Genomic DNA, 12,704 nt, shown 5'->3' with positions numbered 1-12,704 from the left:
TTGGCGCCGGCGCTTGGCTTTTCCGCCATAATCACTATAAAAGCGGCTTTTATGCGGCTTGTGCCTTGTTTGGGCAGCTTTGCCGTTTCTCCAAACAGGGTTGAGCGCGGATAATGGATAATTTGGCAAATCTCTGGGCGGAAGGCTGGGCGGCAGCCTTGCTGCGCGGTGCCGGCATGACCGTGCTGATTGCCGTTGCCGCCCTGATTATCGGCCTGGCTCTCGGGCTGGGGCTGGCACTGATTAAATGGGCGCGGCTGCCGGTTTTACGCTTTATCGTCGATGTCTATACGCTGCTTATTCGCGGTGTGCCGGAAATTCTGGTCATTTATGTGTTTTTTTTCGCTTCTGATGATTTTATGCAGATAATGGGGGCGGCTTTCGGCTATCAAAACCCGTTTGTCTCGCTTTTGCCTCTGCTGGCGGTGATTCTGGCTGTTGGTTTGATTGCTTCCTCTTATGCGGTTGAAACTATACGCGGTGCGTTAAACGCTGTGCCGCGCGGGTTGATTGAGGCCGGCGCCGCTTTGGGGCTAAGCGCGAGGCAAAGATTCCGCTTTTGTATTTTGCCGACCGCGCTGCGCCTTGTGCTGCCCGGTATTAACAATATCTGGCAAAATACTGTCAAGGATACGGCGCTGGTGGCGCTGGTAAGCATAGCCGAGCTTTTATACCGTGCCCAACTGGGCGCCAATGCCACGGAGCAGCCTTTTTTGTTTTATAGTGCGGCTTTGGTGCTGTATTTGCTGATTACGCTGGCCAGCCAAAGCCTGTTTCGCCTGGTGGAGCGCCGTCTGGCCGCCACAGATGGGGGGTGCAATGCTTGATTGGGCAATTTTGCGCGATTGTCTGGCGGTTATCCCGCGCGGTTTGCCTCTGACTTTGGGGCTGATTGCTTTATCGGCGCCGCTTGCCTTTATGCTGGCTATCGGGCTGGTCATAATGCGCCGGTCGGCAAATCGGGCTATGAGCGCCGGCGCGCGCGCTTATGCTGCTTTATTTCGCGGCACGCCGCTGCTGGTGCAATTATTCCTGTTTTATTATGGCAGCGGCAATATTGATTTTATCCGCCGGTCGCCGCTTTTATGGTGGCTGTTTGCTGATGGTTTTCGCGTGGCAGTGCTGGTGCTGGCCTTAAACAGCGCCGCTTATTTGAGCGAGATTTTAATTGGCGGCTTTAAGGCCGTGCCGCCCGGCCTGCGCGCTGCCGCTGCGGCACTGGGCATGACAAAGCGCACTGCCTTTTTTGCGGTAGAGCTGCCGCTGGCCTGGCGCCAGGCGCTGCCTGCCTGCGGCAATGAGCTGATTTTATCGGTCAAGGCCACCGGCCTGGCCTCTACTATTGCCGTAATGGAAATGATGAGCCAGGCCAAGCGCCTGTTTAGCAGCACATTTGCGCCGCTGGAGGTTTTTATCGCCTGCGCCTGTTTTTATCTCATGATCAATTTTGTGCTGGTTTGCGGTATTTTTGCGGCTGAGCATTATTTTATGCGCCATACGCGCCGCGGCTGATAAAGCTGCCTGCCCCGCCGGCGGGTGTCACAATCTGCTTTGTGCCAAAGCGGCCTCGCGCGCTATATATTGGCGGGCGCGCTCCAGATCGGCAGCATTATCCACCCCCAGCGGCACGCCGGTAATAATGGCAGCATCAATACGCATATCGGCCTCTAATGCCCGTAACTGCTCCAGTTTTTCGCGGCTTTCCAGCTCTGACGGCGGCATCTGCACAAATTTTTCCAGTGCCTGACGGCGATAAGCATAAAGGCCGATATGGTGGTATAAAACACCTTCGCCCCAGGGGGCGGCGGCGCGGGTAAAATAAAGGGCGCGCAAACGCGGCAGGCCACCCTCCAGAGCCGGGATTGCCGGCCGTTTTGAGCCGACAAGTTTTACCACATTCGGATCTGTCTTTTCTTCTGCCCGGCTTATCGGCGCGCATAAAGTGGCAATATCCACCCCGGTATCGGCAAGCACAGCGGCCGCGGCAGCAATATCAGCAGGGTTGATAGTTGGCAAATCCCCCTGCACATTGATGATAATCTCAAAATTATTATTGGCATCAATTTGCTGCAGGGCCTCATAAATCCTGTCTGAGCCGGATTGGTGCCCGGCTGCTGTCATCACGGCTTCAAAACCGTGTTTCTCTGCAATAATCTTGATTTCGGTGCTGTCGGTAGCTATCAGCGTTTTGCCCAGTTTTGCTTCGCGGGCGCGGGTGGCCACGTGCACAATCATCGGCAGGCCGCCAATATCGGCCAGCGGTTTGCCCGGCAGGCGGGTAGAGCCCATGCGCGCGGGGATAATAATCAGGCAGTTTTGCGGTATAATGCGGCCGGGTTCAGCAAAGGGAGCGGGGCTGGGCATCATGATTTTCCTCAAAAATCTGTCTCAGGCCTGCGGGTTGAGCCGGGCAGGCCAGCCTGACAGAGCAGTCTGTAGCGGCGCCCCGCAAATAATCAGCTCTGCGGGGCGGGTTGGAGGGCTTCGCCCCGCAAATAATAAAGGGGCGATTTATCGCTTTATGCGCTATTATCCCCGTCATTATAAACCCTGTGGCGGCAAAAGGCTATAGTTTATGCTTGCCCGCGCCGGCGCTATGCTGTTTATAATAAAAGAAGGCAGTCCATTGGCCTGCTGCCGAATAAGGGACGAAAATTATCAGGGAGCGCCGGTTTATGCCGCCAATTCGCTTGTCTTTTCTAGGTCGTTTTTGCCTTAGCCTGTGTGTTTTTGCCGCTTTTGCCTTTTGCCTTTATGTTATTGAGGCTTTGCTGTTTTATGCCCCGGTGCCGTCAGTGCCTGCCTATAATATTGCGCCGCAATGGGCGCAGGCGCAAGCGGCACAACGGCAAATAGCAGCAGAGACACAAGCGCCGGCAGGGCAAAGCCAAATGGCCGCTTTGATGCCGACCCCGGGGGCTGAACCGGCCGCGGCGGTTAATCCGACCGCGCTTGCGGCGGCTCAAGCCGGCGGCATAAAAGAGGGTGATGCCGTGCAGCCGTTTTTTGCCGCGGCCGACAAAAGGCGCGGCCGCCGCATTTTTGCCCGCTGTGCCGCTTGCCACACGGCCAATGCCGGCGGCGGTAATCGCCTTGGCCCGGCTTTATGGGGCATTAACGGCCGGCCGGTGGCGAGCGCGCCCGGCTTTTCCTATTCCACTGCTTTGAAGAATTTTGCCCAAAAACAAAAAAACTGGGATTTGGCGGCGCTGGACAGGTTTTTATATGCGCCGGCCAAAACCGTGCCGGGGACAATTATGTTTTATCCGGGGGTGAAGGATTTACAGGAGCGCGCCGATTTGCTGCTCTATTTGCAGAGCCTTAAATAGGGGGCAATCACTATGCCGGCGGTGCGCGGAAAAGAGATGAAATGAATGAGACGACAAACACAGCCGCAATCGAGCGGGTGTTCAAATATTTGGCCTTATTGGCCTGCCTGCCTGCCGCTATCGCCGCTGCCGGCGGGGCAGCGGCAGGTCAGGCGCCGCCGCAGGGGGGACCCGCCTGGCAAACCATAAGCAGCCTGACTGAGCCTTCAAAATACACAGGCTCTTTTCCGCATTATGCTTATGTCAACCCGCAGGCGCCGAAAGGCGGCAGCCTGAATCGCGTTATTGTCGGCAGTTTCAACAGTCTTAACCCTTATATTATTGCCGGGCAGGTTCCGGCGGGGCTGGCGCCTTTTGGCGGCGGTCTTCTTTATGAAACTTTGATGGATCAGTCGCTGGAAGAAGACGGTGTTTCTTACCCTGCTATCGCGGCGGCGCTGCAATATCCGCCCGATAATTCCTGGGTGAAATTCCGGCTTGACCCAAAGGCGCGCTGGCATGACGGCGTGCCGATAAGCGCCGATGATGTCGTATGGTCGTTTAATATTTTACGGCGTATTTCGCCTTATTATTCCTCTTATTATGCCCAGGTGGAAAAAGCTGAGAAAACAGCCGCTGATGCGGTAAAATTCACCTTTAAAATGTCGGGTAATCGGGAATTGCCCAAAATTATGGGCGATTTGGCGGTGCTGCCGCGCCATTGGTGGGAAGGGGTGGGGAAAGACGGCAAAAAGCGCGATATAACCAAACCGGGGCTGGAAATTCCGCTTGGCTCCGGCCCCTATAAAATTGCTGCCTTTGAGGTGGGCAAATATATTCTCTGGCAGCGTGTGCCCACGGCCTGGGCTGCGGTTTTGCCGCAAAATATCGGCCGCAATAATTATGACAGCATAAAATACAGCTATATGCTGGATAGTAATGCCGAGTGGGAGGCTTTTAAAAAAGGCGGCCTTTCCGATTATCGGCTGGAAAACAGCATTGCCCGCTGGGAGAATGGCTATAATTTTGCCGCTGTGCGCCAGGGCGCGGTGAAAAAGGCGGCTTTTCCCGCCTATGGCGGTATTTATCAGGCTTATTATTTTAACACCCGGCGGGCAAAATTTGCCGATAAACGGGTGCGGGAGGCTTTAAGCCTGGCGCTGGATTTTGCTTCTATCAATAAAATGTTGTTTTTTAACAAATATCAACGCACAAACAGCTATTACGGCCGGCAGATAGTGGCGCAAGACGGCGTGCCGCAGGAGCCGGAGCGGCGCCTGCTGGAGGAAGCGCGCCGCCTTTTTCCCGCCTTTGTGCCGCCGCAGCTTTTCTCGGCAGAATTTGTGCCGCCGGATTACAGCGCGCCGGGCAGCGGGCGCAAAAATTTAAGTGCGGCTATGCGCCTGTTGCGGCAGGCAGGCTGGGAGCTGCGCGATAATAGGCTGGCGGACAAAAGCGGCCGGCCCTTCACTTTGGAGATTTTATTAGACAGTGCTGCTATGGAGCGCCCGGCGGCTTTTTATCGCGCCAATTTGTGCAAATTGGGGATTGAGGCGGCTATACGCATAGTAGACGCCTCGCAATATGCCAATCGCGTTAATAATTTTGATTTTGATATGATTATGGCTGCTACAGGGCAAAGCTCTTCCCCCGGCAATGAGCAGGAAGATTATTTCGGCTCATCAAGCGCCGGCCGGCCGGGCAGCCGCAATTATGCCGGCATAAAAAACCCGGCTATTGACTGGCTGATAGCAAAGCTGCTGGCGGCGCCTGACCGCACCGCTATTGTCGCCGCGGCGCGGGCGATAGATCTGGTTTTGCTGTGGAATTATTACTCTGTGCCGAATTGGCGCAGCCCTTATCTTTACCTTGCTTATTGGGATAAATTCGGCCGGCCGGCAACCCAGCCGCGCCATGCGGGCGTGGATATTTTTTCCTGGTGGGTGGATAAAGAGAAAGAAAAAGCTTTGGTCAAAGCAGGCTATGCGGCTTCTATTTCTGCTGCGCCCTGATATATAATTTATAATATGCGGAAGGTTTGGGCCGGGGCAGCCCGCCGGCTTTGCTGCCGGGCAAGCGCAGGAAAGGGCAAAAATGCAATTAGTAGCAACAAGGGGGGAAATGGCTGCTTTCCTGCAACAGGTGAAGGCGGCTGATTTTCCTCTCTCTGTTACGTGTGAAGCGGCGGTGCCGGCTGTTTATAACGGGCAGGGGGAGCAGCTTTGCCGCTATATAAGGAAGACAGCAAAAGATGATGAGAGTTTTCCGCCGGAGCAGATAAAGCAGTTGGAAAACATTGTGCGCCTGATCAATCAGGAGGCGCTGGCTGTTGCCGATGACAGCCTGCGCGCCACAGCGGCGGAAGGAGCAGTATTCCGTGATATTATCCGGCGCCTATGGGCAAAAAAAGCGGAAAATGATTTGATTGCGCGCAGCTCAGTGCTGACACAGGCAGCAAAGCGGCATTTGCGCGAAGAATTGGCCATTGCCCTTTTTGGCCGGCTGGTGAAAGCGGGCATTATGCCTTTACACCGCATAAGCTGCGGCAGGGAATATTATGACCGCCGCTTTTATCAGGATCCGGGTCGGTTAAGAGCTTTTTTGCATATGTCGGCGGTCGAGCTGGCGCGCTGTTTAGCGCCTTCGCCGGCAACCGTGCTGCCGGCGGCCGTGCGGGTGGCGCCGCCGCCGATTTTCCCCGGTGACGGGGCAAAACCGGGGCGCAATGCCGGTGAGAAACAAGCTGCCGCCCGGTCACTGGCCGATTTTTTGGCAGAGGGTTTTGCTGAAGATTTTCATAAGCCGGTTTTGGCAGCGGCGGCAGAATTTCTGCCGGGAGAGGGACAAAACAAATGGGGAGGCCGCCAGGCCCGGCGCCGGGGCGGGAAGAGTGATTACGGCTTTAGTGAAGAGGCCGCGGCACCTTTGCTACCGGAAAATGCTTTGGCGGCAGAAAATGATACCGGCGCCGATAGTGAGCTGTTTTCTGACCCGCGCCGCGCCAATGAAGAGGGGACATTAAAGCATAAAATAGTCGCTGATAAATTGCGCAAGGAATTATCACCGATATTTGCTATACATGGTGTGCCGATTTTTAAATTTGACCGGCCGATTATTTTTGAAATGCCGGAAAAACAGGGTTGGGGGCGTTTCAATAAAAAGGAAATCAATGAAATTAACAGTATAATGAGAAAATTGCTGGATTCGGATATTGTGCTGGTGGAATACAGCCTGCCGGTTACGCGCAAAATGGCCGGAATACGCAAGCAGATAGATGTTGTCGCCTTTAATTCTGCCACGCGTATTTTAAAAATTATTGACTGGAAATTTGGCACTGTTCCGGTGACGATTGACAATAATGCCCAGTTGAAAAGTTACGTGCAATGCCTGTTAAAGGAAGTTTTTTTAAATGATAATGTTGAGCGCATTCAGGTTTTTATTGTCCAGCCAAACTGGCAGGGGATAAAAAGCTGGGAATCTTCTAAAGAAAGCTTTTTATAATCCGTCTCAAAGCAATTTTCATTTGGAGTCGGCCGATAATCGGCAGAATAAAATCCTTTGGAGCCTTTTACCTTGCCGGCCATTTACTGTCGGCCTGATAAAACGGCGAAACTGTGTGAGATCGCACGACTGTCAGCAATAAAGGAGGGCAGACAGAGGAGGTGTATAGCTGCGATAAATACACCGGCAGCCAAGCCCAATCAGCAATAGCAGAAGCGTATTTTGCTGATTAAAGGCAAGATTAAGAACTCCATTAAGATAATAAAATCAAATTATCGCAATATTCTGCTAAAATATTGGTGCGGTCGAGAAGACTCGAACTTCCACGCCTTGCGGCACAGGTACCTGAAACCTGCGCGTCTACCAATTCCGCCACGACCGCCTGAGGACAGGCCCCGTTATATCGAAGCCACTCCCTTTGAAAAGGCATGCCCGCTCAACCGGCTGCAACTGAATATATTCCAGATAGCAGGAAGCAGGCAATCCGAAATTTATCTAATCTGCCCTGCCGTTTCTGTCAATCCTTATTCCGCCGCTTTGGCACTTTATTCCGGATTTTACCGATAAAACTGTCGGTTCAGTCTGCAAAAAGCGAGAGGCCTTGTTTACCGCCGGCGGCCTTTTCAGCTATTTTTCCCGCAAGCAAGGAATTGGCCCGGCACAAAACGCATATAAGCATAGCCGGTCGGAAAAGGCGGCCAGGCCGTAACGAATTAAATGCTTTAAGGAGTGCTTATTGTTTAATATAGAGCAATAGCGGTAAAAGATGCGCCAAAAGGTATCTTCAGGCTTATTTCCGGATACCGAATTTAAGAATTGTAACGCTTTCAAATATCTGACCCGGATCTAACCGTGTGGAAGGAAATTGAGGTTTATTTGGACTATCCGGAAAATGCTGTGTTTCTAGAGCCAGTGCATCTGTCTGACGGTATAATGCGCCATCTCTGCCCATTATATTGCCCTGTAAATGATTGGCTGTGTAGAACTGAATAGCCGGTTCAGTAGTCGAAATTTCTAAAACACGTTTGGATTTTGGATCAAACACCCGCGCAGCAGGTTTTAGTTTTGTGTTACCCTGATTAAGAATCCAGGTTTGGTCGTAACCATAACCATAAGCTAATTGCCGGTTTGCCTGGCGAATATGTTTAGCAACAAGTTTTGGTTGCGTAAAATCAAAGGGCGTATTTTTGACAGCAGAAATTTCTCCTGTCGGCAGAGAATTTTGATCGGTAATTAAATAATGGTCTGCATTGAGCCATATTTTTTGATCTAACACGCCGTAAGGGCTATTTTTGACGCCGGCCAGATTAAAGTAACTATGATTGGTTAAATTAACTACTGTAGGCTGATCTGTTGTAGCTTTATATTCAATTTTGAATTCGTTATTGTCAGAGAGACTATAAGTAACATCTAAATCTAATTGCCCCGGGAACCCTTGATCCCCGTCTGGACTTGTAATGTGTAATACTGCTTTGACAGTTCGACCTTTGCTTATAAGAGGTTTTACATTCCACACGCGCTTGTCATAGCCTGGATTGCCGCTATGCAAACAATTAGGGCCGTCATTTTTTTCAAGTTGATAGGTTTTACCGTTCAGCGAAAATTGCCCATTACCAATACGATTGGCAAAACGCCCAATAATTGCGCCAAAATGGATTCCCTCTTTGGTATCTGTAATTTCATATCCTTTAAAGTCATCAAAGCCTAAAACAATATTTTCTTTTTGGCCTTTGGCATCAGGCGTCACAATACTTGTGATTACACCGCCAAAACTGATAAAAGAAACAGAAACCCCATTTCTATTGGTCATAATATAACGTGTAACAGCTTTCCCATCTTGAGTTGTGCCATAAGGCTGGCTTGTTAAGCTCGCTGCCGTTGCTGTTGCGCAAAAAGTCAAACCTGCCAGCCCTGCAAGAAAAATATGCTTTAATTTCATTTGTTTATATCCGGTAATTTTCCTATATATTGTTTTCATAATAGTTTTATGGGTGAATGCGGGCAGTAAATAACAGGCTATTATTTTAACAATAAACACTCTGAGTTAGTCATAGTCAATCAGAAAGACGGGTCAGGCCGCCGCCGCAAAGCCTCAGCATTTAACTGGTTTATTAGTATAGTTTAGCAGAAGACGCAGTCAAGCTGCTTAATGCGCCAATCGGTGCTTAGAGTATAATTATGCAGAAAAGACGGTCAGGCGGCAAAAACAGACAAAAACCAGAGTCTGTGCCCTCTCAGCCGTTTATAATTGCGGCACGCCGGCGCGGCGCTTACCCGGCCACAGCTACCAGTTCAAGCGGCACTACCGATCTCGCCGAGGCTTCCGCCCGGCCAAAGCTGCCGGCCTGACCTTACCCGGCTATGCCCGGTTTTCCCTCACTTCTTTGCCCTCTCCCCTGGAGATAAAGCAGAGGGGCTTTTCTTATTTCCTGCCTGCCTGAAAAAAACAGCACCAAGTGCCGGCGCCATCAGAAAACGCCACCTGTTTGGGCAACACGGCGTTAAAGGCCACAAGCTCACCGCGCCGGGCAATAAGCCGGCAACAGGCAGCGCCTTTAAGCCCTGTCGGCAAAGCAAAGCAAAAATCCGCCGCGCCCGGCTCCCGGCACTATAACCAAAACGCGCAGCGCATTATAGTGCCGGCCGGGCCGCGCCAAAGCCTTATAAAATTGCCTTTTTGGCAATAGTAGAATCTGCCTTCAGCTCATAAATCATCGGCACGCCGGTTTCCAGTTCACGCTTGACGATTTCTTCTCCGCTCAGGCCTTCCAGCGCCATAATCAAAGCGCGCAGCGAATTGCCGTGCGCTGCTACCAGCACAGTCTCTTCCCGCAGGACATGGGGCAAAATTTCATGAATATAATAGGGCCAGACACGGGCACCGGTATCACGCAGGCTTTCGCCTCCAGGCGGCGGCACATCATAAGAGCGGCGCCAGATATGCACCTGTTCTTCCCCCCATTTTTTACGCGCATCATCTTTGTTCAGGCCGGATAAATCACCATAATCACGCTCATTTAAAGCCTGATTTTTAACGGTTTCCAGTCTGTCCTGCCCCATTTCATGCAAAATATGGCTGCAAGTGGCTTGCGCCCGTTGCAGGGCAGAGGTAAAGGCAATGTCAAATTTCAGCCCGGCCGCGCGCAGCTTTTTGCCGGCAGCTATGGCTTCTTCATGCCCCTGCTTTGACAGGCCGGGATCACGCCAGCCGGTAAACAGATTTTTCAAATTCCACTCGCTTTGCCCGTGGCGAACCAAAACCAAAATGCGTGCCATAATATTCTCCTCTTTTATATTATTCGGCGACTTTTATTCTGCCAGTTCCAAAACATCGCGCATGGAATAAAGCCCGTGCGGCTTGTTTTTTGCCCATAAAGCGGCGGCGATAGCGCCGGCAGCAAAAATATCGCGCCGCTCGGCCGTGTGCGATAAAGTGAGATGCTCGCCCGGGCCGGCAAAAATAACCGAATGCTCGCCGACAATAGTGCCGCCGCGCAAGGCGGCAAAGCCGATCGCCCCGGCCGGCCGGGCACCCGTAAAACCGTTACGACTGTGAATACTATGTTTTTGCAAATCCGTAGCGCGGCCTTTTGCCGCAGCCTGTGCCAAAAGCAGTGCTGTGCCGGAAGGTGCGTCCCGCTTGTCACGGTGGTGCATTTCCAGAATTTCAATGTCAAAATCAGTGCTGAGTGCTTTGGCCGCTTTTTGCACCAGGGCTGCCAGCAGATTAACGCCTAAGCTCATATTGCCGGATTTGACAATAACTGTTTTTTCCGCGCAGCGGCGAATATGCTTTTCCTGCTCCGGTGAAAAGCCGGTTGTGCCGATAATATGGATAAGGCCGTGCTGAGCGGCATAATCGGCGCAGATAAGCGAGGCCTCAGGGGCGGTGAAATCCACTATGGCCTGGGCTTTGGCAAAAGCCTGCCCGGCCGCAGCCGTAATTATTACGCCGACAGCGCCGATACCGGCAAATTCGCCGGCGTCACGACCAATAGCGGCAGAACCCTGCCGGGCTTGCGCCCCGGCAAGAATAGTATTTTTATGTTCGCTGACAGCGCGGATAAGCTCGCGCCCCATGCGCCCGCCGGCGCCGGCCAAAGCTATATACATGGAATTTCCCCGGAATTGCCCATTATTCAAAAAAATTGCTGTTTTGCCCCCGCTCTTGTCATATTTTGACCGGCAACACTGCCCAAAAGCCGCGGCGCAAAATTGCGGCAGAAGATAAACGCCCTACCTTGCAGATCACAGATAAAGATATTGTGCAAAACTAACAATCAAGCATTTTATCATAGTGTATTTTTTATAAACTGCTGTCAATGATTGCAATCGGTTTTTTATGGATTCGGTATATTCCAAGGAACAAGGATAAGGGCTATGGGAAGTGAAGAGCGCAGCTCTGCCAATAAAACAGTGATTATTGTTTGTCTGCTGGCAGCCATTGCCGGGCTTATGTTTGGCCTGGATACAGGCGTTATCTCCGGCGCCAAGCAGTTTGTTGTCAAGGAATTCGGCCTTGAGGGGCAGGTCGGCCTGCAAGGCTGGCTGGTTGCCTCTCTTACGGTTGGCGCGGCTATCGGCGCTGTGCTGGCGGGGTGGATTTCCTTTCGTCTCGGCAGAAAATACAGCCTGCTGCTGGCTGCGGTTATTTTTGTCACCGGTTCGCTCATCAGCGCTTTTGCCCCCAATATTAGCGTGTTGATTTTTGCCCGCGCTTTTATTGGCCTGGCTGTAGGCATAGCCTCTTATGCCACGCCGCTTTACCTGGCTGAAATTGCGCCGGAGAAAATCCGCGGCAGCATGATTTCCTTTTACCAGCTTCTTATCACAACCGGGCTGCTGCTGGCCTATCTTTCCGACACATATTTCAGCTATTGGGAAGCCTGGCGGTGGATGCTGGGTGTTGTCGTTTTTCCTGCTATAATCCTGTTTTTTGGTGTTATTTTTGTGCCGCGCAGCCCGCGCTGGCTGGCTTCCAAAGGGCGCAACAGCGAGGCGCTGGCGGTTTTGCGGAAAATCCGCCCTTCAGAAGATGAGGTGCAGGGAGAATTTGGTGAAATTCAGGAAGGGCTGAAAATCACGCAAAAGGGCTGGTCTTTATTTAAAAGCAACGGCAATTTCCGCCGCTCTGTCGGACTTGGCATGTTATTGCAAATTATGCAGCAGGTAACCGGTATCAATATTATTCTCTATTTCGCTCCTGAGATTATCAAAATGGCGGGGTTCAGCAGTGTGGAAGAGCAAATGTGGGGATCGGTTCTGGTTGGGCTTATCAATGTGCTGGCAACCTTTATCGCCATTAGTGTGGTGGATAAATGGGGGCGGCGGCCGATTTTGTTTTTAGGCTATGCCATTATGGCGTTTTCCATGGCGGTTCTGGCGGTGCTTATGAACAAAGTGGTGGCAAGTGACACGCTCAGTTTCATGCACTATCTTTCTCTGGTTATGCTGGCTCTGTTTATTATTGGTTTTGCCATGAGCGCCGGCCCGCTGGCCTGGGTTTTGTGTTCGGAAATCCAGCCTTTGCAGGGGCGTGATTTCGGCGTGACCGTTTCTACCGCCACGAATTGGATCATGAATATGATTTTAACCGCTTCTTTTCTGTCTTTGATTGCGGCTTTGGGGCAGGCCAATACTTTTTGGTTTTATGCGCTGTTAAATATTATCTGCATTGTGTTAATATGGTTTTTTGTGCCGGAAACCAAGGGTATCTCGCTGGAGAAAATTGAAGCCAATTTAATGTCGGGCAAAAAATTGCGTGATATTGGCCGGTAAAGAGGGGGTATAGCTGCTCTCAAGGCCGGTAGCGTGTGACTGCGGCCGGCAATAAAACGGCGGCAAAAGGTGGTGAAAATGCCGGCGCTCGTCTTGCATTGTCAGGTGCAGAGCCTT

10 protein-coding genes and 1 tRNA gene are annotated in these 12,704 nt (G+C 51.8%); 6 read left to right on the top strand and 5 right to left on the bottom strand.

All coding sequences use genetic code 11. From position 1 onward, the window contains the following. Nucleotides 1-113 precede the first annotated feature (113 nt). Together DPQ22_RS05775 and DPQ22_RS05770 are read left to right on the top strand one after the other, a co-directional pair. The gene (locus DPQ22_RS05775; RefSeq protein WP_150214032.1) at nucleotides 114-827 is read left to right on the top strand and encodes an ABC transporter permease subunit; all 714 of its coding nucleotides are present in this window, start codon (nucleotides 114-116) and stop codon (nucleotides 825-827) included. Next, a complete protein-coding gene (locus DPQ22_RS05770; RefSeq protein ID WP_150214030.1) occupies nucleotides 820-1,512 on the top strand; it encodes an ABC transporter permease subunit in 693 nt (230 codons plus the stop codon). Before DPQ22_RS05775 ends, DPQ22_RS05770 begins: the two co-directional genes overlap by 8 nt. A 27-nt stretch (nucleotides 1,513-1,539) precedes the next feature. Here DPQ22_RS05770 and DPQ22_RS05765 read toward each other — a convergent pair whose 3' ends face one another. After that, on the bottom strand, nucleotides 1,540-2,367 hold the full coding sequence (locus DPQ22_RS05765) for a 3-deoxy-manno-octulosonate cytidylyltransferase (RefSeq protein ID WP_246681505.1): 828 nt from the start codon (nucleotides 2,365-2,367) through the stop codon (nucleotides 1,540-1,542). 308 nt (nucleotides 2,368-2,675) lie between these two features. On the opposite strand from DPQ22_RS05765, the gene DPQ22_RS05760 reads away from it, so the two are divergent. From DPQ22_RS05760 to DPQ22_RS05750, 3 genes are all read left to right on the top strand, one after another. Beyond that, nucleotides 2,676-3,329: a c-type cytochrome gene (locus DPQ22_RS05760; protein ID WP_150214028.1), complete on the top strand. Its 654-nt coding sequence runs from the start codon at nucleotides 2,676-2,678 to the stop codon at nucleotides 3,327-3,329. 41 nt (nucleotides 3,330-3,370) lie between these two features. Continuing rightward, nucleotides 3,371-5,320, top strand: coding sequence for an extracellular solute-binding protein (locus DPQ22_RS05755; protein WP_150214026.1), 1,950 nt, complete (start codon nucleotides 3,371-3,373; stop codon nucleotides 5,318-5,320). A gap of 82 nt (nucleotides 5,321-5,402) precedes the next feature. Continuing rightward, the gene (locus DPQ22_RS05750; protein WP_150214024.1) at nucleotides 5,403-6,809 is read left to right on the top strand and encodes a DUF2800 domain-containing protein; all 1,407 of its coding nucleotides are present in this window, start codon (nucleotides 5,403-5,405) and stop codon (nucleotides 6,807-6,809) included. 297 nt (nucleotides 6,810-7,106) lie between these two features. Here DPQ22_RS05750 and DPQ22_RS05745 read toward each other — a convergent pair. The 4 genes from DPQ22_RS05745 to dapB form a co-directional block, all read right to left on the bottom strand. Further along, nucleotides 7,107-7,191 (bottom strand) — tRNA-Leu (locus tag DPQ22_RS05745). A gap of 408 nt (nucleotides 7,192-7,599) precedes the next feature. Then, nucleotides 7,600-8,748 carry an aldose epimerase family protein gene (locus DPQ22_RS05740; RefSeq protein ID WP_150214022.1) on the bottom strand — a complete coding sequence of 383 codons (1,149 nt, stop codon included), beginning with the start codon at nucleotides 8,746-8,748 and terminating at the stop codon, nucleotides 7,600-7,602. A 722-nt stretch (nucleotides 8,749-9,470) separates the two neighbouring features. Then, a complete protein-coding gene (locus DPQ22_RS05735) occupies nucleotides 9,471-10,085 on the bottom strand; it encodes a 2,3-bisphosphoglycerate-dependent phosphoglycerate mutase (RefSeq protein ID WP_150214020.1) in 615 nt (204 codons plus the stop codon). Between the two features lie 33 nt (nucleotides 10,086-10,118). Further along, a complete protein-coding gene (gene dapB / locus DPQ22_RS05730) occupies nucleotides 10,119-10,922 on the bottom strand; it encodes a 4-hydroxy-tetrahydrodipicolinate reductase (RefSeq protein ID WP_150214018.1) in 804 nt (267 codons plus the stop codon). 267 nt (nucleotides 10,923-11,189) lie between these two features. Between dapB and DPQ22_RS05725 the strand changes: the two genes are divergently transcribed. Beyond that, the gene (locus DPQ22_RS05725; RefSeq protein ID WP_150214016.1) at nucleotides 11,190-12,587 is read left to right on the top strand and encodes a sugar porter family MFS transporter; all 1,398 of its coding nucleotides are present in this window, start codon (nucleotides 11,190-11,192) and stop codon (nucleotides 12,585-12,587) included. The last annotated feature ends 117 nt before the right edge of the window (nucleotides 12,588-12,704 follow it).

Source organism: Candidatus Tokpelaia sp. (genome assembly GCF_008636115.1).
Classification (GTDB): Bacteria; Pseudomonadota; Alphaproteobacteria; order Rhizobiales; family Rhizobiaceae; genus QLZD01.
The sequence above is the reverse complement of the archived record's forward strand: the minus strand, read 5'-3'. Positions and strand labels throughout refer to the sequence as shown.